Genomic DNA, 24,222 nt, shown 5'->3' on the forward strand with positions numbered 1-24,222 from the left:
ATAATATTATACACGCACTTGAATGTACATCATATGATCAGCTGTAGAGTGCCCTACACGAACTTTATAATTTCCTTTTTCATAGTTATTAATTTCTTGAGCATCTACAGTTTCCTGAATTTCTTTATCTAGAACTAAATCTGAATTTAACATAGTAGTCCACTTTTTAGCTAACTCAATAGTTGCTTCGTTATTATCTAGGAAAATAATTTTAAAATCATTTTCACTTACCGCATCAATATAAACTTGTGCACCAATTGTACCTGCTGGTAAGTACATATTTTTATCAACCAGTCTAATTGTTCCATTTATATCTGCATACTTAAGGTTAGTACCATATTTACTATTCACACTCTTAATAAGATTTTGCGCTTCTGTAGAAATGGATTTTTGAGCAATCGGGTTTTTCATAGCGTTTGGATTATACGTAACTTCCTCTGTAACTAAGCCTTTATCTATACTTGATGGTAAATTTGTATCTGGTTTTTCTTCTGGTTTTTCTTCTGGTTTTGTTTCAGGTTTTGGATCTGGCTTCACTTCTGGTTTTTCCTCTGGTTTTGTTTCAGGTTTTGGATCTGGTTTCACTTCTGGTTTTTCTTCCGGTTTTGTTTCAGGCTTTGGATCTGGCTTCACTTCTGGTTTTTCTTCTGGTTTTGTTTCAGGTTTTGGATCTGGCTTCACTTCTGGTTTTTCTTCCGGTTTTGTTTCAGGCTTTGGATCTGGCTTCACTTCTGGTTTTTCCTCTGGTTTCGTTTCAGGCTTTGGATCTGGCTTCACTTCTGGTTTTGTTTCTTTTTCAACTGCATTAATAGAGTTATATAAGAACTGACTATATTGTTCACGAGTTACATGTGCATATGGTGAATACAATTTACCTCCTGTACCAATAGTAACGCCATTTTCTTCTAATGCACTAATTGCTTTTAATGCCCATGAGTTTTTATCAATGTCAGTAAAGGATGTTGTCTTAGTAGATTTGAACTTGAAAGCATTTGTAAGTACTTGCGCCATTTGTTCACGAGTTAAGACATCATCTGGACCATATTTCCCTTCACCATAACCACTTACCAGACCTGCTTTAGCAAGTGCTCTGATTTCTTTTTCAAACATATGTCCTCTGATATCAGTAAATGGATTTTTGAAGCTAGCATCTGCATCTGCTGGTTTTACGTACATATAAATCATACGAGCAACTTGCCCACGAGTTACATTGTCACCAAAGCCAAAGATATTATTTCCGTACCCTTGCACTACTTTACGGTTTGTTAAATCATAAATTGCTTTTGTAGACCAGTGATTTGCTGGAACATCATTGAATTTTAATGAGTCTGTGCTATCAGCCTTAGCAGTAAATGCTCCTGCTCCTAGTAATGATGTACCCATAATTGTTAATGCTGTTGCTGTTTTTAAAAATTTGTTAGCCATTGTTTGTTCCTCCAAGTATATTAGTTTTTTTATAGATTCCTTTATTGTACCGAATTTAAATATAAAATCCAGATACTTTAACATATAAATTTATTAATTAGCGTTTTTTTATAACCGCTGTTCTATATGGAAAATATTACCATATAGAAATAGGCTTGTAAAGTATTTTTATATATTTATTTATAAATATTTATTTCTAGTAAAAAAACTACACTTTTCAGTATAGTTTTTACCTCTTTTTATACATATTGAGATTTTCAACGGAAATAGATTTGTCCCATTCCATCTTTGTTAGCCCATATCGGTGCTTTTACACTATCAATCCCTATCATTTTAAAAATAAAGAAGTGATGTTCAGCTTTTATCTTAAAATTTAATGGCTGATTATGATCTACGCGCCCTTTAGTATATTCATATTTCCATCCATCCATATTCTGCTCTTTCATTTTCTTCTCTATATCAGGAATTAGATTTACGTTTTTTCCTTCATATGTGTACTGAAAACCACCTGTTTGTTCTGCTAACTCTACTGTACTAGAAGCAAAATCATGTGCCTTTACTAACTGCATTCCATACAGTACACCTTCTGGTATAAGAGTTATTAATAATAAAGAAAGCGTTAGAAAAAGCGCTGTTGTTACTGTATTTTGCATTACTTACACACCTACTTTTTCTTATTTATTTCACGTTTCCTCCAGCTTTCTTGTTGTCAGAATCTGCTTCATAAATAAATATGTGTTTTGCGTTACTCTTAATGTTGCCTTTCTTTTCATCAAATTGTTTAGTATAACTAGCAGCTTCCGCCTCTCCTTCAACCGCAATCATTGCAGGTTGCTCTTGTACAGCATGTATAGAAAACTCTCGTTTTGATGCAGGATCCTTAAATGTTGCATTTTGTTTATAAGACTTTTCAAATTCTTTCTTTGCGATATCTGGTTCAATAGCAATTTCTTCTTGCGCTCGTAAAACACCTACTTTTACAGCTTTATCCATCGCTGTACTTCCAGCACGTTCTGATGCAGACTTATTATCTGTGTGTGTTGTATCTCCAATGATCATATCTGTCATTAAAAATAGACAACCAACAAATAATAATAGTGAGGCGGCCCCTATTATAAATTTTTGCATCTTTCTTCACCCCTCCTTAATTTTCAGACTTCCGAAATCGAAATCCACTTAAAATGGAACTTTTCTTTTGATTCAACAATTGGTTTGGCAGCAATAACTCTGCTATTTCCTTCATTATTCCTTCAAGCTCTTTATAATAGTTCCGACTAGATAGTAACGTATTACTATTTAATTGTGATTCAAATACATCTTCTATCACATATGGTGATAAAGCAGTTAATAACTTATCTCCAAAACATTCTTCTACTACTTCATGCTTTAAAAGTGCAGGAGAAAATTTATTCCCAATGATCCTCGTTTTCTCTAAAGCTAAGTATGAAACAAGCTTTCTCTCCTTTTGTGTAAGAGGATGTGCTATCTTTAGCAATTGATGCAGATCTGGTTCTGCTACAAAGAAGATATAATCTGCCATTTCGCATATTTCATGGTATAAATCTTTATCCCAATCGTACCCCGCATCAATAATAGATATAGGCGCTTCTTGGTTAGCCAATAATACCTTAATAAAATGGTCAAAGTCCTGCTCTGTTTCGTTTTTCAGCTCTTGGTCCACTATAGGATTCTTTACGATATAATTTACTCTTCCTTGCTTCCATTTTGGAATTGATAATATATCAGATTCCTTCTGTAACATCTCTTTATACCGTTGCAACATAAATTCACTACGATAGTTTTCTGGTGCTTCCGTATATCCCTTTAATAACGGATACGTGTAGCCATCATCATATAGATTCTCTATATAATTCACATCAATCTGTAGTTCATTTAAATAAGCAGATAAAAGATGAGAAACAAAAGTTGCACCACTTCTTCTGTTCATGCTGGCCACAACAATTGTTCTTCTCGGAATAGCAATACCTATTTGTTTTTCATATACCGGCTCAAAAGCCAATTTATATTGTTTTTTTATAATAGGTGCTTGGGGAGTCTCATCTGGAACAGACTTACGCTTTTGTTTGTTTTTAAATAGTTTATTGGAACTAGAGGAAGTTCCACTGTTGCCGCTTTTCTCTAATTTACTTGATACTTCCTCTTCTTCCTCATCAACAGGAACTTCGGACAACTTTGTTTGTTGTGGTGCCTGACTTGCGCCTACAATTTCTGCTACATTTTTAATATCCGACTCCTGTAGCAGCTGCGGGATAACTTTATTATCAATATCAATTCTACGAGAGTTAAAAATGTCATAGATACCTAGATAAATCAGTTTCGCCAAAAACTCATCATCATTTTCACGCTCTGTAAATACCACAATACGAATATCTCGATTAAAGCGAATATCTCTTAGTTTCTGTAAGATAATCAATTCACGTTTCTCTTCATGTCCCGCATCAATATTTAATCGTTTGTCATTAATACATAGAATATCGGGCTGTTCTGTATCTAGAATTTCATCTAGATACTTGATATGCATCACATCACTATCAGCTACTTCAAATCCCGCACCAATAAAATCCTCACGTAAATATGCCGTATATACAGTATCACTAATAGCTAAAACGATTTTTTTCACCATAGTTAACCTCCTACAAAATCTAACGTTGGATTAAAATCATGTTTTCAATTGGAATTTGTGCCTCAAGATGAACCTTCCCAATAATCTCATTCAAAATATACTCAATTTCAACTTGTTCCATTGTACGTGGAGCTCCAAAATCAGAATTTAGCTTTACTCGTATTTCTAATCGATCTTGTATCTCATGTAAAGGTGTACCAAGATAAAGAATGCTGTAGTATAAAACACCATCTTCAATATTTTTTTGAATCATATCTTTTGTTTGATGAATAAACGTAACCTCAGCAAGCTCAATAAAAGGATCATTAATTGTTACTTTGCTATTCCAATTTAAATTCCAAATCTCGCAATGTTCTTCCGCATGTACAACAACTCCATTAACAGAAGGCGTAATCGCGAAAAGACGATCTACAGGAACTTTGGTTAACGAGGTACTATTACCTTTCTTTAATTCAAGTCCTTTTTCCATTCGCTCATGTTCAAAAGCATATTCAGCACCAGTGAATGCAACTTCGCAAAATACTTGTTCTAACAATGGACGAATCCCTTCATATGTTCGTATAGCAAATACACTAAATTCCTGTGTTTCATCTGTACGAATGATTTCGTACAATTCATATTCAGATGCATTTGCTAAGGCAAAAGGAATATCTTTTATAAAATTCGGATCAGTATATAGATTCTCAGGAATTTGCGTTTCAGGATGATTTATAAACTCAAGGCATAATTGATATCCTTTTAAAAATGCATTTTTAACAGCTGCAGGGAATAGAGTTTCAAAACGTTTCACATTATTTTTAAACGTTTTTTCTTCAATTTCGTTATTAAATTCTCTTTCCTGTAAGATATTTGCCTTATTCCCTAGTAATAAAAAGTAGTGATTAATAATGCGACTAATATCCTCTTCAAATGCTGCATTCTCCTCACAATACTTTGTAAATCGTTCTTTACTCATGTTCACAATTTCGTTCATAGCTTCAAATTCTCCCTTTTTATTGTTATTTATACAAAAAAAAGACACACCGATGGCAGGTTATGTGCCTTCGGTGTGTCCGTTTAGCTAGAAATTAAATCTATTAATTTGTATATTTCTCTTAATTAATTGTAGTTCACGTATAAGAATACCTCTATGAATTTTAAAAGTCAATAGATTAATTACCTCCTTGTAAACTTATATTTATTCCTTCTTTCTATTTTTCTATGTATTTAATTTAAAAAAATACAAGTAATTAAATATAAATAATCCAAGTATTTTATATAAAAACAACAAGAAATATATATAACTAAACTCAATCATTAATTATAAAGAGATTCAGCAAACACCTCTAAAGCCTTGTATTACATACGTTCCTGGATATTAAGCTAAATTCACTATCGTAATATCCCCATTACATACAAGCTCTACATCATAGAAATCACAAATTAAGAAGTTAAATACCATATTACTAAGAATTCACAAGGTTAGAATCATATTACTAAGATAACCACAAGTATTGAATCGAATTATGAACATACTGAGTCGTAACCAAACATAACGTAAATCAATTATATGCTTCCGTAAAAATGCTAATAGATATATTTTCCTAAATAAAAAAGCATGTCTTCAAATTAAAGAACATGCCAAATAACCCTTGCTTTTAAGTAACTTTTTAACAAGGGTTTCCATATATATTTTTTTAAAATCACATAAATTCCGGATAAACACCATTCTTCTTATGATAATTTATCATTGCATCGTGTTTTTCCCCTGTAGACAAGTTTTTTTCCTTAAAACCTATCCAGGACTCTCTAAACTTTACACGCATAAATGCTGGAATAGAGAATATTTCTTGCTCTTTCAAACAACTTTCCACTTGATCTAATGCATAAGTCATTGCGTAAATTAATAATTCACTTTGTTTTTGTTTCGTCGGTAAATAGATTGCGATATCAACAATTTCTTGTCTAAATGCAGTCATTATATTTTCTTTATCTTTTTTACGTAACACCTGTCCCATATGTTTCAAACGAGACACCGCTTCTTTTCTGCACTTCGCTACTGGTCTATGTAATTCTTTTTTATCATTCTCAATTACGCAGTTTGAAGAAAATACAACGTTGAACTTCTCAATGATGATTTGTTTTACCTGTTTCCTTGCACTAGTAATTCTTGTTTCATTAGATTTCTTCTCTTTAGAATCGATTGCAGTAAATTGCACGATGGGGTTAATAATTTCTATGTAGTGTCTTACTTTCTTTGCATTACGATTTAATCTCCTTTTTAAGGAAGACATCTTTCTTGTAATCTGAAACTCCTCAATTTTATGTTTATAATGTTCCATACCTACTTTTCTTGAAAAAGTATTGATTAAATCTAAAAGGAATATAATCCCTCTATTATCACGAGCCTTTACTAGACTACTCATTATCGTTGTTTGAATTAGGTGAAATGGAATACGGAAATACGATAGCGATATGCCTGTCATCTTTGCAGTTTCTGCAGTAGTGTGGTTATACAACGCATAATCTACAATTTCATATACAGTACGATTTCCAACAGGTGTTTCTTTTACGAGTCTACGCTCCAAACAAACTTGAAACCCTGTATAAATTGTTGTGTAGGGAATCCCACTTTTCTTAGCAAGATCCATTATTTGAAATTCACGTGGTAGCATTCCTATATCATTGCATTCAAAGTGAAGCAAGATGTAAGTAGCTAAAGCTGAAGATGGTAACTCTTTTCTTTCATTTTCTAGTTTTACGATGTTTAATAGTCCATCAAAAAATTTAACCCCATGAACTTTAAAGTTCTGTTGGGAAAAAGCCATTTGCGTATGCATAATGTTGCTAACTCCTTTCGAAAGAGCAGAAAAAGGCACTGTCATACCACGGATACAAAAATACTACTCTCTTAAAAGAGTAATACTTGTATAACAACGGTAAACAATGCCTAAAATTACGCAAGAAATCCCCTTTTTAAGTTGCACAAATACATAAGATACAGTAAAATTATCTTATAATTTCATGCAAAATAAAAAGGTTTATTGGCTTTGTTTACCGCGGTCGATTGAAAATTTCTTTTGGGATTTTTGTGCGGTGTACCACAATGAAGTAGTTGGCGCTATTTCATTGGGCTGATGAACCTTTTTTTGCTTTTTTATATTTTATTTTTTATTATATAAATATTTTATTATTAATAAATTTGTATCTAAAAAAATACAAAAATATAAAGTAACTACATCATATATAGTTTTTCCCATGGTTGCAAGGTGATTTTTTCAAAAGTATGACCTTTGCTAAATGACTATGTATAAATAACCACCACTCAAACACCTCGTTGAGCACCGCTCAATCAAAAGTCAATTCACAATAAGTAAGAACAACTTAAACAGCCTCTGATCAACCGCCTGATTGTCGCTCAATTAACAAAATATCATCGATAAAGCGCATTAATGGCACATTTTTCATTATCCACACCTTAAATCACCCAACTAATCACCAGTCACTCGTGTGTAAATACTGTTATTTCGTATGTAGGTTGAGTGGTGATTGAACGGTTGATTTCATTGCATTAAACCTAATTGTAATCAGTCAATTAATCACCGGTCAATCATATTACTATTTTAGAATGAATGATTAGCGAATGGTTGAGTGATCGAGTGAAGGTGTAAGTTTTGAATAAGAATAAACTGTTTTTTTATGATTAATATAAAAATAGTTTCATACTACTAATTAAGTAGTATGAAACTATTGAAAGAGATGTTTTGGTCAAGAGGTTTTTGCTTACTAACTACTGGTGGTTCATCAATAGACGTAGTAAAAAAATATATTGAAAATCAAAGTGAAAAGTGAGGTGAAATGATATGACAAAGCATAATAAAGCATATAAATTCCGTTTGTATCCAACAGGAGACCAAGCACATCTTATGCGTAAAACCTTCGGTTGTGTACGTTTCGTGTATAACAGAATGTTAGCCGAACGGAAAGAAGCGTATGAAAAACACAAAGATGATAAGGAACAACTAAAGAAACAAAAGCTTCCCACTCCTGCGAAATACAAAGCAGAATTTGAGTGGTTAAAAGAAGTTGATTCATTAGCACTGGCAAATGCTCAACTAAACTTGCAAACTGCCTATAAGAATTTCTTTCGTGGTCAAAATGACTTCCCAACATTCAAAAGCAAAAAAGACAGAAAGTCTTATACAACGAATGTAGTGAACGGAAATATTATGTTGCTTAACGGTCATATTAAATTGCCAAAACTGAAAATGGTACGTATCAAGCAGCATAGAGAAATACCACAAGACCATGTAATCAAGTCATGTACGATTTCTATGACACCTACTGGTAAATACTATGTGTCTATCTTGACTGAATACGAAAAAGAGATTGTACAAAATGAAGTAGAAACAGTTGTTGGATTAGACTTTGCGATGGATCGATTATACGTTAGTTCTGAGGATGAGAGAGCCAATTATCCTAAGTTCTATCGTGAAATGTTAGACCGATTAGCAAAGGCACAACGAGTATTATCAAGAAGAACAAAAGGTTCTATTCGTTGGAATAAACAACGTATCCGTGTAGCTAAGTTACATGAAAAAGTAGCGAACCAACGTAAGAACTTCCTTCATCATAAGTCTAAAGAGTTAGCTACTCATTTTGATGTTGTAGCTATTGAAGATCTAAATATGAAAGGCATGTCGCAAGCACTTCATTTTGGAAAAAGCGTCGCTGATAATGCTTGGGGTATGTTCACTTCTTTTTTAGCTTATAAACTACACGAACAAGGCAAACAACTTATGAAAATAGACAAATGGTTTCCTTCCACAAAAACATGTAGCAGTTGTGGAAATGTGAAAAACATGTCATTGTCTGAGCGAGTATATTCTTGTATATGTGGTGTAAATCTTGATAGAGATTATAACGCAGCTATCAATATCAAAAATGAAGCAATACGCCTATTAGCGTTGGCATAGATAGCAATAAAATAACCCTTGGAACGAGGGGGTTAGCTCGGTTGTCTTAGGACAAATTCGTTAGCTATCAAAAGTAACGACTAACCGAGAAGCCACCACTTCAAACAGTCCATTAGGACGTTAAGTGGCGGGTAGTTCACAGATTGGAAGAAATAGAATTAGAAAACTCTTTGTATAGCAAAATAAACCTAAGTTCTATGATTATTATAAGTGTAAAACAATAGCTGTGAATGAATCATATTGATAATCAATGAACTAAGCTTTTGAAATGATATTAAGAATAAGCAAAATAAAAAGGCTATCAAATGATAGCCTTTTTATTTTTTTCCAAAAAGCTTAGAGAAAAAGCCGCCTTTTTGTTCAGTATTCTCTTGTCGCTGAGCATTAGCACTTTTTTGTTCTTGAATTAATCGTATAGTACTCATTAACTTTTCGTCACGTTCCTCTAATCGCTTATTGATTCTATCGAAATTATCCTGACTTTGTTTAGCCACCGCAGCGAAGAATTCCATATTTTGTTTTGTTAATTCTTCAGTCACTTTAGCTGTAACTTCCTCAGTAATTTTTTCCGTCAAAGCTTCTATAAAGTCTGGATTGACCTGTTGTGCTTTAACTAGTGATGTTTCTTTTGGTTCACCATCACCGTCAACATCTTCAGCATAAACATTGCGAATAACCGTCGGATCCATATCTAAAAGCCCAACAATTTCGTGCTTTTTCTTTGACTCAGAATAATAATGTTTAATCTTTTTTACTGTATCAATACTATCCTCATGAACATATTTAAGTTGGCGTTCTTTTTTTATGTTCAAGTACTCATCGAAATCATTCAACCATCTACGAAGAGTACTTTCAGGAATATCAAGCATGGTTGCTACTTCAGATACGCGATAATAACCATCGCTTAACTGTTCATCAATCATTTGCTCACCACCTAACTATATGATGCCTGTCCTATAATACATTATATAAAAATTCTATAGAAACTAAAAGAACCCCTTTGTAGATTACATAAAATATCATGGACTTTTATACCTGATCACTCAATCATTCACTGCTCATTTATTTAGCTGCATACCAATAATACCTATGTTATCGAGCGGTGATTAGTCGGGTGAGCGTGATTAACACTTGATTATGTACAAAATCACCTTAAAATTCTGTGAACTGAACTAAAAATTTTACATGGATTTTCACTTATTAAAATGCATCTTTTATAATCATTACGTATTCATTACAGTGTTTATTACCGTAATAAATGCGTAACAATTAAAATATTAATTACGGTAATTATTACGGAAGTATTTAAAGTATTGATTTAATAAGATTCTTGATTATCATCTGTAGATGTATTATAGTTATTACATACGATACTTCGGAAATATATACGGAAGTATCTACGGCTTTTATAACGGTATTAAATTCCGTATGATTATCTTGTCTTTTTGTACCTATAGATAAAATTTATTGTTTATTAAAGGTGGTGTGAAATTATTGTCTAATATATCAATGAGTAGTAGTGAAATTATTGATGTACTTTGTGAGAATTTAAATGATGGGATTTGGGCTTTACGTGTGCTATACGCCGAGGGCGCAATGAACAAAGAAAAGTTATGGGATTATATCAACCAATATCATAAAGACTATCAAATTGAGAATGAAAAAGATTATGAGGGTAAAAAAATACTTCCATCGCGATATGCTTTGGATATTATGACTGCAAGACTTGAAGGAGCAGGGTTAATATCTTTCAAAGCAATAGGACGTGTTCGAATTTATGACGTAACAGATCTAGGGAATGTTTTAATTAAGGAACTGGAAAAACGAGTTGAGAAAAACAACTAAAATATATATTTGAGGAGGAAATACATATGGCAGGCAATTTTTCAGAAATAGAAAGCCAAGGAAATATTAGTTTGAAATTTGGATTCTTAGGACTAGGTATGGGTGGTTGTGCAATCGCAGCAGAGTGCGCAAATAAAGAAACTCAAATTAAAAATAACAAATACCCATATCGTGCGATTCTTGTTAATACAAATAGTCAAGATTTTAATAAAATTGAGATTAAAAATACAGGAAACGTTCGTAAAATACAGTTAGAAGGATATGAACAGGGTGCAGCTCGTAATCCACAGGTTGGAGAGGAAGCATTTGTAAAGCATGAAACAAAGATTTTCGAAGCGGTAAAACAGGAATTTGAAGATCGTGATTTTATTTGGATTACGTGTGGTCTTGGTGGAGGAACAGGAACTGGCGCTCTATTAAAGGCAATTGAAATGCTATATGAACATGATTACAATTTTGGATTGTTACTGACTTTACCACGTGATGCTGAGGCTTTAAAAGTATTAGAAAACGCAACTTCACGCATTCGTAGTATTGCTATGAACCAAGAAGCTTTTGGCTCAATTGTATTAATAGATAACGCTAAACTATATAGAAAATTTGAAGAGGAAAATCCAAGTGCTTTAGCAAACGAATATACTAGCTATAGTAACAAATATATTGCTGATGCATTACATGAGATTAACCTAGTTACTTCGTCATTTACACCGTTTTCAGATACACATTTTGATGCGAGTGAATTTGCTCAAGTAATTAATACACCAGGCGTTTTATCATTAGCAAAACTAGAACTAAAATCAAATCAATTAGATACTGAAAACCCGCTAGGTTACTTGACTCAGTTAGGGAACGCACTAGAAAAAGGTGTTTTATACGATACAGAAAGAGAAGAGCTAGAAAGTGCTAAAAAGAGCGCACTATCTATCGTTACATCGCCGCTACGAGCAGGTCGATTATATAACTTCTCTTTCCTTAACCAAATGGAAAACTTCTTAAAAGAAAGAACTCCATATGTAGATGAACGTCCTATAGCTCCATATGTTAATAAACATACAGCGAAAAAAGAAGAGGATATAGTAAAATTCTATTCAGTTGTTGCAGGACTACCATTGCCAAAACGTGTGAGTGATATTATTGATGAGATTACGAGAATTAAAGAAGAACGTGAGCAAGCTAATTCTAAGAAATCCAATGCTGTTTTAAATAAACTTTTTGCATTCGATGATTCAGTACAAGAAGAAAAACCTAAAAAGAAAAAATTGAATTTTGGTGCTGAACCTGAAGTAGAAGTTGCTGACGATTCACAACCAGCAAAGAAGAAATTATCATTCTAAACAAAAGACCGACAAATATAATTTTGTCGGTCTTTTTCTATTTCAATAGCAAAAAGAAACTACAATGCACAAGTGATTAATCTATTATATTTTCTGTATGTGTAACATGTCTTTATATAATGTAATTGTTTAAATAAATTGTTAGGCCGTCCTAACGATTTTAATCCAATACTTGAACCTTAAAAAAATTGTTCGGTTAAAACATGTCTTCCGTCCGAACAATTTTAAAAGAACCGAAAGACTATATAAATCAATGTTTCTAGCGAAATTTTAGGAAGAGAAGTAATCCAAACTTCAGCGTACGAGTTTTAGTATCTAGATTAACGCAAATTCAGCTTAAACTTTTAATAATTTACAACTAAATTTTGCTGTAATAAGATATATAGAAATGGTTGTTATTTATTGAAAATAAATTCGAGTTATGGAGTTGCATATAATGAAAAGTACAACGTATAAATATACAAGCAAAGGTACACAGAAATCCTTTCGTTTAAAAGAGGTCGATATATTTGTATTTACATTTTTATATTACAAAAGGCATCTTACTACACGACAAATTACTCAGCTTTATAGTGCATTTGAGGGTAGAGATTTTTCTGAGGATAGTGTGTTTACGAAACTTAATCGTTTTTCAAAATATGGTGCTATCCTGACTAAAAAAATTGATAAAAGAGATGACAGCATAACCAGACGTGCGACATTCTCCTTAAAAGATAGAATGGTTGATTACCTTCAAGAATTAGGAAGGATTCCTGCAGGATCTTCAAAACGTAGATATTCTTCGTCAATCTCACTACATACACTCTGCTCACGAGAAATATTAGTACGCACACTTTTAGAAGTGTCGAAAAAGACCAATACGAATAAGATATTATGTGAGTTAGATATTCGCTCATATCATCAAAAACAAAAGAAAACAGAAATTGAAGATGCAGGTTTACTTCTAATTCCTGATGAACACATTTCATATAAAGACAAAAATATTTACATTGAAATGGATATGTGTAAAGAAACCAATGCTACCTTAGTTGAAAAGGTTGGGAAGTATATTGAATATGCACAAAAAAACACTAAGAATATAACTGTTGTTTTTGTTATGTATGACAAGTCGATGTTCCTTGCAGAAGATGCAGAACCTCCATACGTACGTATGAAAAATCTCTTATTTTCTATGCGAGAATATCATGAACATTTAATGAATCTACCAAACCTAAATATGCACATCTGCTCTTTGAAAGAAGCTGGGGATGTTATTTCAGATATTCTTCTAGGAATAGATGATAATCAAAACTTTGAACAAGATATTCTCTTACCTTTATCTAAACGTACAGTAGGAGATGCCGATTGGCGCTATGCATTTGTTGAAACAGTTCAAACATTTAAAGAGAAAATTGATGGTGGTCTTAGACGAACGTATAAGAGAGATAAAGATGTAATGCAAGATTTCTTCTTTATTTTTGGGAATGAAAATGATTACCGAATGATTGCTAGATTAGACGATGTTGTGTTTTCAAGAAGAGAAGGTGATGAAGGGGTGCCACTTGTTGTAATTTATCCAAAGCGCAAAAAGACTAGAGATATACTTTTAATGGACACGTATGACAACGTATTACTGCTATCCCTCCAAAATGAAGATGTTACTATCGACGCAGATGAACAGATCATGGCACGTACTGCAAATAACATACATCCGAAAAGACGTAAGCTTGTTGAATTATATTAATCGTTAATTTTTTATATACTTTTATACAATTTTATTGATTTTTATTGTTTAAGGTGATAGAATTACGTTTGAACTAAACACAAAAAACTACAATCAAATCAGAACATATGAAATTAAGGCAAGCGACACACGCTGTTTTTACAGTGGGTGTCGCTTGCCTTTTTTTATATGGAGAAAGGTGGAAAATCAAAATGGATTTACAATATGCAACTACTACTACTGGGGGAGTGCTCTCTGCTAGAGAAGCATTTAAAAACCCGGAACTAGTCCTTAATCATATTACAGAAGAGGGGGCAACGTTTAGTGTTTCTCTACAAGATATCCAAATTCCAGGGAAACCAAATTTCTATTGGTACGATGTCATAATTGAAACGGCAACAGATAAAAAAATTGAGATAAATATCGCGGTACTTTCTCAAGAAGAATACAATCAACTCTGTGAAAGAGAGAGTATTGATTTATATTTAAAACAAACTGAAGATGCAGCAAAATTCTTTCTCGAAAAATCAAAGGAACTATTCCCACCAAAATTTAATAATCGATTCCAATTTAAACATAAAGCTCAACTGTATCTGTAAGAAGTAGGTGAGCCTATATGGAGACATTTAAACAACGATTACCGTTATTTACTACTATCGGTTTAATTAGCGGATTCATTCTTTCGTTTGGATTCGGTTTAGTAAACTACATCAAGTTACTCTACTATGCATTTGAACCACCGTCTTATCCTATAGAAATTACATATGTACCGCTTATTTTAATGTTCTTCTCTTTGCTACTAGGAGAATTTAGCTTTAGGTTTTATAGTCGTATTCCAGCTTTGCATGTAGAGAATGGTAAATTAATAATTTTGATTGCTTCTCATATTGCGGTTGATATTCAATTTTTATGGTTTGCAACTGCTCCGATCCATGCAAAGGTTATTCCTTATCTTACCGATAAATCAAAACATCTTAATTTTGGTGAGTATGAAGCCTTAGGTCATGTCTTAACAGGCAATTTTCACACACTCACTATGATTTTTGTATTTTTACCAACAGTATTTATGATTTTGTTTACACTTTGGTATAGTGGGCATATTGTTCGTTACCGAGAAGAGATATTACAGTGGGTACAAAAATACGAATATAAAAATCACAAATTACAAAAATGGTTTAATAGCCAAGAAGAACAAATATATCCTGATGTAGAAATTGGACCGCATATTGAACATAAAGAAATGGTCCGAATTAAAGGGAAAGATAGAACGTTAAATGGAATTATTATTGGGCCAATTGGTTCTGGTAAAACATCAAGTTTAATTATTCCTATGATAAATCAAGATTTACACTGGATGGTGCGTTTCATAAATAAGTTTGAAACTGCTTATAAAAAGAATGATTATGATACAGAAGAAGTAAAAGGAACATTTTTAAATGGTGTCACTGTTATTGAACCCAGTAATGATTTATGTCAAAAAGTATTTAAATTGGTACAAGCACATAAGATCCCAGCAAGCTCAGTTTATTACATTGATCCAACTAATCCCGATACCAAGAATATAAACATTCTGCGGGGACCAGTTGATAAAGTTGCAGAGGTTTTCGCAATGGTTATTCAAGGTTTGTCTGAATCTAATAATGCATTCTTTGAACAAGCGCAACGTAACCACCTTAAACAACATATCTATTTATTAAAGCTTCACAATCCACAAAAAGATGTCACCTTCGATGATTTAATTGAGATGTACGACGATGTAGAACGTGTTCACCGTATGCATAAACTATTAAAGGTACAGGTCGAAAAGTTATATGATTTTGTTCAAAGTGGAGCTGCTTCACGTGACCAAAAAAATGAATATAAAATTATAAAAGGTATTGACGAGTGGTTTGATAATACCATTCGTGAAAAAATGGATTTTCAAGGTGAACCAGCCGTTTATAAATCAGGAAAATACCGCGGACAACCAATGCATTATGACAGAGAAGAAGAATATGTAAAAGGTTTACGCAACATATTAAAAGATTTGGCGTCAAACGTCTTAATACGACGTGTTTTATTTGGAAAATCCGATTTTGATTTCGATGTCCATTTAGAGCAGGGTGGCATTCTACTTGTTAACACTGCAAAAGGGGAATTAGCAGACCTTTCTAACGTATTGGGAAAATTTGTATTATTAAGTATGCAGAATGCGGTATTCCGTAGAGAACCAAACGTCTCACCTTACCATCACATAATTGTCGATGAGTTCCCGGATTATGTTGTGCGGCCGTTTAAAGAATTCCCTGCACAATCTCGTAAATATAAAGTGATTTTAACAATCGCTAGCCAAACGCTATCACAATTAGCTCTCGACTTCACAGAACAATACATGTTTACTTTATTAGGTTCATTCCGTAACAAAATGATATTTGGAGATGTAACACCATATGATGCAAAAATTTTCTCTGACATGTTTGGTGAGAAAGAGGAATTTAAAGAGGCAGAATCCGAACAGGGCATTTCCCCTATGCAAGAGAATCCAGTTAGTCGACTAGGATCAACTTATCAAAAAACGAAAGAAGTTGTTATGTCACCAGGAGATATCATGGCACAAGGTGCATTCATCTGTGCTGCTCGTATCGTACAAGATAATCATGTGCAACCTGTACAACAAATCACAAGTAACTTTGTACCAAAAGAAGAATTCGCCCAAGCGATCATTCAAGTAGATACAAAAACAGGGGAATATTGGGAAAATGAGCGTCTTCGTCTTATTAATGAATCTATAGAAAAAGCTAATCCTATGAAGCATGTGGATGCAGAAAACATGAAGAAAATACAACCATTACCATCTATCCAAGAAGGTGAGATTGAACAGAATAACTCCATGGAAACAAACAGGGAGCATCAACACATTGTATCATTGGAGGATTATAAGGGACACAAGTCTCAAAATGAAACCTTACCAAATGATCCCGCAGCAATGAGCCAGCAGGAAAATGTTGATGATGAAGTTGAAAATAAGTTGTATGAAGATATTAAAGAATTTATTATCGAATCACAACAAGTCTCGCCATCTCTTCTGCAAAGAAAATTCAAGATTAGCTATATGAAATCTATGCAATATATTGAGAAGTTAGAACAAAATCTAGTTGTAAGTTCATACACAGGGGATGGACCTCGTAAAGTATTAATTTCAAATAATAGTAGTATGCCAGAAACAACAAGTGTTACTACTACCCATTCACCTGATAATACTATTCCACAGGAAGTAGCAATTCCAATTGAAGGCGAAGGAATCGAACAAGAGGAAACTAGCTCCTTTAAGGATATTCTATACGACGATATTTTAAGTTTTGTGAAGGAATCGGAAAGTATCTCTGTATCTGTACTACAAGACACATTTAAAATTAGTTATACACGTGCATCGAGATTAATAGATGCCCTACAACGAAATGGTGAACTGCCTGTTATAGCAGAAGAAACACATGTAGAAAGTATAAGCTCTGAAATAAAAGAACCGGCCGTGAAAGAAGATATTAAAGAAACCATAGATATAGCATTACCTCCTATGGAAGAATGCTATGAAATAAACATGGAGGTAGCAGAACTAAACAAAGAATTATCTATTACTATGTTAGAGCAAGATTGGAATAAAGATTCCATTATTCATTCCGTGATTCCTGTTGAGACCGAACCATTGTTTGAAGAATTCCCATCTGATGGACTTCCCGTTACAATGATAGGAACTGCAGAAACAAGTATAGAATCTACTTCACTTCCCGTTACAATAACAGAGCTAGAAGAAACACATGTAGAAATCAACACGGTTCCAATTGAAGAAACGCTTAATCATATCGAAGAAAACAAGCTAGATGAAGATGTAGCAAAAGTTTACGAATCTATTAGTATTACGGTACAAGAAAACTTAGAAAAAAATAGAGAAGAGCATTCGAAAAATGATGAGAAGCAACCAGAATATAAACCTATGAGTTATAAAGAACGCCAAGAGCACTTAAAATCTCATCAAAAAAATAAGAATAATACTACGCAGTCGCTGCTTAATAAAAATGAGAAACCAAAGCCCAGAACATCGAACGTAATGAGTAAGGAATTGAATAATTTCTTTGATTAATAGTTTGTAAATCTTAAATTAAATCTAGTATTGGTATAGCCAGCATTTCGGAAAAAACCACGCTAAGCCAAAAATAAAATAAGCTGCCCATATAGGCAGCTTATTTACATAATTCTCGATATAGGAAGTTCTATTTTAGTAAACTCATAGCAACTACAATACATCCAACTATAAATAATTCTTTTTTAAATATGTATTTTTATCTTTACTTAGGATATGCTATAGTCTTTTCCTTAAAAATGTTTCCATAATATCTCTCTTAAATCTTTCATAATTGAACTGAAAAGCGATATTATGTGTTTTATAACCTGGATTTGTCACAAAACGAAAGTCTGCGATACTTTGACCAAATCCTTCTCCTTGATCGGGAATTACTTTGATGGGCACTTTTGACAGACGAACTGCATCTGGATTCAACAAATACCATATTGTTACAAAATCATGCATAGGGCTTCCTCCTATGCCAGGATTCGATTTAGAGTAGAAATTATAGTAGTAGTCTAACATAGGTTTGATGATGAGTCCTGCAAGGTCTTGTGTATTCCGGTGAAATGCATCAATTTGTTGAACCATTTCAGGTGTAACAATCGCGTGTTGGGTGACGTTTAATGGAATAATTGTCAAATTCTTCGCATGCTGCAGAATTAAGTTTGCTGCATAAGGGTCTGCGTAAAAGTTAGCTTCAGCCACAGCAGTCACGTTTCCGGGGTAAAAAAAGGCTCCACCCATGCAAATGTATTCTTTCACATTCCGCATTGCTTCTAAATTCAAAATAAATGACGTAGCCAATGAGGAAAGTCTTCCCAAATTGATAATTGTAAGATCGTCTAAATTTGAGTTTATAATTTTGTAAATATCATTCATGGGATAAATTGGATAAGGGATTTCAGGTGGAATGATAGGTCCTAGTCCTACTTTTCCATGTACTTCAGGAAAATATTGAACCAATATACCTGTTAAAGGTACAGAAGCACCGAGAAATACGGGTATCTCTTTTCTTCCCGAAATATACTTCAAATAGTTAATATTTTTTATAGCATTCTCTCTCGATACATTTCCATAATCAGCTACAATCCCCACAAGTTGGATATCATTACGAAAAAAGGTGTACAGAATAGCAAACGCATCATCAATTCCCAAATCTGTAAACAAGAGAACTTTTTTGGGCATATATTTTCCTCCAAAAGCCATAAAATTTTATTTTTACTAAGGATGTAATGAATAGGCTTGTACTATATTTGATATATATTTTATATATTCTTTATATATTCTTCAATAGTACATTCTGTTCATCTATAACTTTAGATATCTTATATGTGTTTGCATCTAAAATAGTATTTTTGTTTTGTATATCATATTCATGTGAAGTTGACATAACGTCTCATTATTGGTAGAGAGGAAAAAAGCGGGCCCTTACTCTCACAGGGAGTCCGCTTTTTTTTGTTCTATGGATCTATTCAATTTTTTATACATTCCTATCTTGGCGCGGTTTTAGGGTTCTCGTTTGTTACTGAATTACTCGAAAAATTGTATAAAATTATGCATACTCTTAGCGTGTTTTTTCCGAAATACTAGCGGTCCCCCTAGTAAGGCTGCATTCTAGATTTTGATTTAACCTATAGCAAACTTATGATTTTAAAATTATTCTTGCATTTGAGTAGAAATACCATTATATTTGTATTAACAACTATATAAATAAACCATAATTTACGTGAAGGACACACCTTACGTACCATCCCAACGGTACAGGTGTGTCCTTTTTTACGTTCTAGGAGGAAAATATAATGGCAGAAGATAAGACAAACACTCAAACTGTAGAAGAACTTGGAATGGCTTTTGAAGCAGAGAACCTACAAGGTGACACAGTGCTAGAAACAAACTTTAATCAATTTGAGCGAGTACGTGATCATGAACTAGAGGAATTAGCCCGTATGAAACGTGAGCGTACTGTAGGAAAAGGCTTGATTACAGTCGTATCTGAAAAGCTATTCCCAACTAAAAACGGAAAGTCTGAGCGTATACAAGTACTTACAATGCAAATTGGTACTCATACAACAGCATATTGCCCCATTACAGAGGCAGGTATAAATGTTCCTAAAAATCCTCAATGGCTAGTTGGTAGAACCAAGCCTTTAATCATTGAACACTTCCAAAAAACGGAGGAAGGCAACTTTGCTGTTGTATCTATCACTGCAGGAGAATTGGCACTTCAAAAAAGATTATATGAAGAAGTGACAGCGCAAGAGGGCAACAAGGTATACACAGGAACCGTTTCAGGACATATCCCATCTGCACAAACAGTCTTAGTTGAAGTACACGGTGTAACAATAGGTGTACGGTACTCACACTGGTCCTATACATTCGTCCGTCCGGAGGATATTGTCATTGGTGATGTTGTAGAACTTATCATCGATAAAGTAGGGGAAAAGAATGGCCGTTATGAATTTAGAGGAAATAAAAAGAAACTAGAAACAGATCCAATTGAAAAGTTGTTAGAACTAAAGAAACGCCGTGACCGATTTGTAGGTAAAATTGTAGGGGTAGACGCTATTGCGGGTATTTTCGTAGAGGTTGCACCAGGAATTCAGTTTAAAGGACTTAAGAGCCGTAATCTTGCTAATCCAACTGTAGAAGATGCGAAAAATCAAACGATTGTTACATGTGAGCTGCTTAATATCGACGCGAAAAATAGAAAAGGTACAGTGCGTATCCTAAATTATCCGCAGGGACAAAGTAAAAAAACTAATTCGTCAATTTTCCAATTTTAATGGATGACTATGCGTACAATAGAGAAACAATTGCCCACTTATGTCCCTTCTATTCCTCATTTATCAAGTGAGGATGTACAGGGACTTCAAATATATCGGATACATGAACTGGATAAAACCTATGTATTCCATTCTTTTGACGAATTGGTTAAGTTTAAGCAGCGTTTAACAGAAGAACAGTATACCTTACTTGCTTTCATTGGTGTTCATACATCTGTTCGATTTAATCATTTATTATATTTATTTAAGGATAAATATTCTCGTAAGAAAATAAATGATGCACTTCAAGGATTACTTTACTACCGTCTAATTGAAAAATGGCAAGTGGAGAGTTTTGAAATGGAGATCTTTGAAGAAACATATACGTTATCCGACAATGGTTACAAATTTTTAAAATACTGGCAAGGAAATATGTTCTTCTTTGCCCCAGAACGAATTGATAATCACGGTAAATATGTTCACTTACGTTATTGGCACGATATAGAATTAATCTGCCACCTGCGTTATGCTCCATCGTTTTTAGGTCATATTATGCATCCATCTATTAGTAAAGGGGTTTTTACCCCTCCTTTAAGTTTTGCAGTGCAAGGCGGAGTAAATCACATATTTAATTTCGTTGTATACTCCACTCTACTAACAGATAAAAAGGATCGTTTAAAACGAATTATTGCTCGATGGAAAGATTTCGTAGAATCAGGAAAAGATGTTATTATGCAAGATTTAGGAAACAATCCTACAGTGTTAGTTATCTATGTTTCTACTGAAAACCAAGCAAAGCAAATTAATAATGAACTATTACTCGACCTGCTCCCTGGTAAAGTATTGTTATGTATAGGAGAAACCTTGCATATACAAGGATTACAACATGCATTTTACCAGCCCCTTGCAGAAGGAGAGATTAAACAATTAAATACAAAGCTATTCGCAACAAACTAAGCCGCCCTTACAAGCTATTGATTCATTTTAAAGGGTGGCTTGTTTGTTATATAAAAAAGCGTGGAATATTTAAAAAAAATTTAAGAAAACGAATTATCCTGTATCTCCCTCTATACAAATTACGGATTTTACGAAATAATATTCTTTGACACCTTTATACAGAAAAACAATATATACAAATATAAACATTCGTGTAAAGGAATATATTTGAAAGGAGTAACAAATTGCTACGTATACAACGAGGGTACATGTATGATCCAGATGATAATGAGGTCATTGTGAACGAAATTTTCTACAACGCTGCATCCGAACAAAAGTTAGGAAGCAAAATGGGTGTGTTTTCTGCAGACAAACTACCTACTTCCATTTTTAAAAAAGTTCAAGAAAACGAAAGTATGTCTTATATGGAAAGTATGGAAGTAGAAGAACAAACCATTCCAGAAATACTATGTCATTTAGACCAAAATCAAAAACCAGAAAAACTTTATTTTGAAATGCAGTACATGGTGTAACAACAAGAACTGAAATAAGAGGGGATTTATAAACGTTGAAACAGGGGCATTATTATATGGTACATAAAACAACTATATATAAATTCCCTTCTTATTTTTGTTTCCTTAAAACAATTGAATATGATATAAAAATAGATTAATATATAACTATATTTATTGTTTAATTGATTCCGTTTATTCCCACACCTTTTTTGTGTTGTGGTTGAGTTGTAGAAGCAAGTTGCGTCTTGTTTCATTTGTGAAAGGGCTTCTTTGAGCCGATTAGTGTATATATAGCTTATTTTGCTATACACATTTTTAATCGACTTAAAGAAGCCCTTTTTGTGTTGTCTTTAAGTTAGGAAATACATGTATTAGACCATTTAGGCTAAACGAATAATAAAAGTGATTAAAGCACAATTTTAAGGTGCTTTTTTCTATTTCAAGGGGGAAGTACAAATGAAATTTTATAAGGTTAGTTATGGAGAAGAACTTGCTATAAAAATTATTGCAGCCAATAGTCCATATGAGGCAGTAGGGTTTTATTTAATGGAAGCGCAGAGTGATTATGGAGAAGTGGAGTACGTTAATATTAATCGATTAGGTTTGCGTGAGCGAGTAAAGGTAGATTATGGGCATATAGCAATCTATGACACAGTAGAAGAAATTTATCATCGTCAAAAGATTGTAGATTTACCATGTGTTATAGCAAATTTACTACCAAAAATTTAATAAAGTAGGTGTATATATATGAATGTTGAAAAAGAATTAAAAGAGATTTTACATTGTAAACAACTTATGAGGGATATGTTCTCTTTGTCAATTGAGAGAATTGAATATTTAGGTAAAGGGACAGTTTATATGTATTTTGCAGTAGTTTCAGAGTATGAACTGAATGTTTTCTATCGTATAGATAAAGATCTTGATACATTCAGGCTTGAAAAAGGCTCCTGGGTCTATGCAATTACACTGTAAAAAAGCAAATTTAAAGAATCTCAAATATTAAAAGCGGTAAGAAATTATAACCAAATCCAGGGCTTTATCATATCCTACTTTTGTTAAGAATTTCTGAACTCTCCGTTTTTAAGAACAATTTATAAAAGAGACATAGTACAGTAGTTATAGAATGGAATGCAACTATAGAAAATATGGGATTTATATATAAGTAAGGTACTTGTTGCAATGCTAAAAGCACAAGGAATTAGAAAATGTAAACCTGAGAGGAGCACTACAATATGATTACAGTTAACCGAGGATATATGTATGATCCAGATGATAATGAGGTCATAATTACCGAAATTTATTATGAAGCTGCTACAGATACTAAATTAGGAAGTAAAATGAATAGCTTATCTTATTCAGCCATTCCTAATGAGATTAAAGAAAAAATAGAAGCAGCTGCTTCATTATCCTATATGGAAAGCATTGAGATGCCTCAGCCATTAGCTGTCGTATATCAAAATGAAATTAGCATGTATGGAAAACCAGAAAAATTATACTTTGAGTTAACTAGTATATAAGAGGGAAAAAGACATTGGACGTATTTGTTCAATGTCTTTTTTATTAATTTATAGAGGAGAATATAAAATGAATAATGTAACTGAAATAGAAACAAGTCTTTGGACAATTTGTGTAGGGGATATTTTTAGTAATGGTCGTATGCCGTACCATCTAAAAGTTGTAAAAATTGAAGTAGAAGATATGATGAAACCAGACGATGCGAAGATATATAGTATACCTGTTCACCCTAAAATCATAGAAGACGTATGAAAATAATGGATGTATCAGAACATATTTCTTATCGAGCTTGGTATTATAATGAATTTTGGAGCAAATAATATACTATGGATGAAAGAGTGATACGGTTGTTTCACTCTTTTTTACTTGCATTAAAAATAAAGATAGTTTAATATACAGATATATTTATTGTTTAATTGATTCCGTTTATTCCCACACCTTTTTTTGTGTTGTGGTTGAGTTGTAGAAGCAAGTTGCGTCTTGTTTC

At 33.1% G+C, this 24,222-nt stretch carries 20 protein-coding genes and 2 pseudogenes; 14 read left to right on the forward strand and 8 right to left on the reverse strand.

Annotation, left to right across the window (positions count from 1 at the left end; all coding sequences use genetic code 11):
- Window positions 1-6: 6 nt before the first annotated feature.
- The 6 genes from KVT31_RS26060 to KVT31_RS26085 form a co-directional block, all read right to left on the reverse strand.
- Window positions 7-1,425, reverse strand: coding sequence for an S-layer homology domain-containing protein (locus KVT31_RS26060; RefSeq protein ID WP_061536501.1), 1,419 nt, complete (start codon window positions 1,423-1,425; stop codon window positions 7-9).
- A gap of 257 nt (window positions 1,426-1,682) precedes the next feature.
- Window positions 1,683-2,078, reverse strand: coding sequence for a DUF4320 family protein (locus KVT31_RS26065; protein WP_001181745.1), 396 nt, complete (start codon window positions 2,076-2,078; stop codon window positions 1,683-1,685).
- Window positions 2,079-2,103: 25 nt separating this feature from the next.
- A complete protein-coding gene (locus tag KVT31_RS26070) occupies window positions 2,104-2,553 on the reverse strand; it encodes a hypothetical protein (protein ID WP_061536502.1) in 450 nt (149 codons plus the stop codon).
- 16 nt (window positions 2,554-2,569) lie between these two features.
- Window positions 2,570-4,069, reverse strand: coding sequence for a hypothetical protein (locus tag KVT31_RS26075; RefSeq protein ID WP_046199610.1), 1,500 nt, complete (start codon window positions 4,067-4,069; stop codon window positions 2,570-2,572).
- Between the two features lie 19 nt (window positions 4,070-4,088).
- Window positions 4,089-5,042 (reverse strand): hypothetical protein, encoded by a 954-nt coding sequence (locus KVT31_RS26080; protein ID WP_001002941.1) that lies wholly within the window; start codon window positions 5,040-5,042, stop codon window positions 4,089-4,091.
- 709 nt (window positions 5,043-5,751) lie between these two features.
- Window positions 5,752-6,888, reverse strand: coding sequence for a hypothetical protein (locus KVT31_RS26085; protein WP_046199611.1), 1,137 nt, complete (start codon window positions 6,886-6,888; stop codon window positions 5,752-5,754).
- Window positions 6,889-7,792: 904 nt separating this feature from the next.
- Between KVT31_RS26085 and KVT31_RS26090 the strand changes: the two are divergent.
- Window positions 7,793-7,900, forward strand: a pseudogene (locus KVT31_RS26090) (transposase); the annotation flags it as partial.
- An 11-nt stretch (window positions 7,901-7,911) separates the two neighbouring features.
- On the forward strand, window positions 7,912-9,024 hold the full coding sequence (locus tag KVT31_RS26095; protein WP_000160678.1) for an RNA-guided endonuclease TnpB family protein: 1,113 nt from the start codon (window positions 7,912-7,914) through the stop codon (window positions 9,022-9,024).
- A gap of 317 nt (window positions 9,025-9,341) precedes the next feature.
- Here the strand turns inward: KVT31_RS26095 and KVT31_RS26100 are convergent, their stop codons facing one another.
- On the reverse strand, window positions 9,342-9,947 hold the full coding sequence (locus KVT31_RS26100; RefSeq protein WP_000564666.1) for a MerR family transcriptional regulator: 606 nt from the start codon (window positions 9,945-9,947) through the stop codon (window positions 9,342-9,344).
- A gap of 586 nt (window positions 9,948-10,533) precedes the next feature.
- On the opposite strand from KVT31_RS26100, the gene KVT31_RS26105 reads away from it, so the two are divergent.
- From KVT31_RS26105 to KVT31_RS26125, 5 genes are all read left to right on the forward strand, one after another.
- Window positions 10,534-10,869 carry a hypothetical protein gene (locus KVT31_RS26105; RefSeq protein ID WP_000098927.1) on the forward strand — a complete coding sequence of 112 codons (336 nt, stop codon included), beginning with the start codon at window positions 10,534-10,536 and terminating at the stop codon, window positions 10,867-10,869.
- A 26-nt stretch (window positions 10,870-10,895) separates the two neighbouring features.
- The gene (repX, locus tag KVT31_RS26110; RefSeq protein WP_000918312.1) at window positions 10,896-12,203 is read left to right on the forward strand and encodes a plasmid replication protein RepX; all 1,308 of its coding nucleotides are present in this window, start codon (window positions 10,896-10,898) and stop codon (window positions 12,201-12,203) included.
- Window positions 12,204-12,639: 436 nt separating this feature from the next.
- Complete coding sequence (locus tag KVT31_RS26115; protein ID WP_046199612.1) at window positions 12,640-13,926, forward strand: replication-relaxation family protein; 1,287 nt, start codon at window positions 12,640-12,642, stop codon at window positions 13,924-13,926.
- A gap of 107 nt (window positions 13,927-14,033) precedes the next feature.
- Window positions 14,034-14,504 (forward strand): hypothetical protein, encoded by a 471-nt coding sequence (locus KVT31_RS26120; protein WP_080450312.1) that lies wholly within the window; start codon window positions 14,034-14,036, stop codon window positions 14,502-14,504.
- A 17-nt stretch (window positions 14,505-14,521) separates the two neighbouring features.
- Window positions 14,522-18,022, forward strand: coding sequence for a DNA translocase FtsK (locus tag KVT31_RS26125; protein WP_046199614.1), 3,501 nt, complete (start codon window positions 14,522-14,524; stop codon window positions 18,020-18,022).
- A 219-nt stretch (window positions 18,023-18,241) separates the two neighbouring features.
- Here KVT31_RS26125 and KVT31_RS26130 read toward each other — a convergent pair whose 3' ends face one another.
- Window positions 18,242-19,192, reverse strand: a complete 951-nt coding sequence (locus KVT31_RS26130; protein ID WP_046199663.1) for a nucleoside hydrolase — start codon at window positions 19,190-19,192, stop codon at window positions 18,242-18,244.
- Between the two features lie 614 nt (window positions 19,193-19,806).
- Between KVT31_RS26130 and KVT31_RS26135 the strand changes: the two genes are divergently transcribed.
- The 7 genes and pseudogenes from KVT31_RS26135 to KVT31_RS26165 all read left to right on the forward strand — a co-directional run bounded on the left by KVT31_RS26135 (window position 19,807) and on the right by KVT31_RS26165 (window position 24,055).
- The gene (locus tag KVT31_RS26135) at window positions 19,807-20,790 is read left to right on the forward strand and encodes a hypothetical protein (protein ID WP_000796697.1); all 984 of its coding nucleotides are present in this window, start codon (window positions 19,807-19,809) and stop codon (window positions 20,788-20,790) included.
- A gap of 9 nt (window positions 20,791-20,799) precedes the next feature.
- Entirely contained in the window at window positions 20,800-21,726 is a 927-nt protein-coding gene (locus tag KVT31_RS26140; protein WP_001259102.1) for a hypothetical protein, read from the forward strand.
- A 248-nt stretch (window positions 21,727-21,974) separates the two neighbouring features.
- On the forward strand, window positions 21,975-22,238 hold the full coding sequence (locus KVT31_RS26145; protein WP_002020034.1) for a hypothetical protein: 264 nt from the start codon (window positions 21,975-21,977) through the stop codon (window positions 22,236-22,238).
- Between the two features lie 438 nt (window positions 22,239-22,676).
- Complete coding sequence (locus KVT31_RS26150) at window positions 22,677-22,949, forward strand: hypothetical protein (RefSeq protein WP_000675279.1); 273 nt, start codon at window positions 22,677-22,679, stop codon at window positions 22,947-22,949.
- Window positions 22,950-22,967: 18 nt separating this feature from the next.
- Complete coding sequence (locus KVT31_RS26155) at window positions 22,968-23,192, forward strand: hypothetical protein (RefSeq protein WP_001100171.1); 225 nt, start codon at window positions 22,968-22,970, stop codon at window positions 23,190-23,192.
- A 260-nt stretch (window positions 23,193-23,452) separates the two neighbouring features.
- The gene (locus KVT31_RS26160) at window positions 23,453-23,737 is read left to right on the forward strand and encodes a hypothetical protein (RefSeq protein ID WP_000633806.1); all 285 of its coding nucleotides are present in this window, start codon (window positions 23,453-23,455) and stop codon (window positions 23,735-23,737) included.
- A gap of 67 nt (window positions 23,738-23,804) precedes the next feature.
- Window positions 23,805-24,055: pseudogene (locus tag KVT31_RS26165) on the forward strand (hypothetical protein).
- Window positions 24,056-24,222: the final 167 nt, after the last annotated feature.

The sequence above is a fragment of the Bacillus sp. GbtcB14 genome, from assembly GCF_019091205.1.
Taxonomy (GTDB): Bacteria; Bacillota; Bacilli; order Bacillales; family Bacillaceae_G; genus Bacillus_A; species Bacillus_A cereus_AG.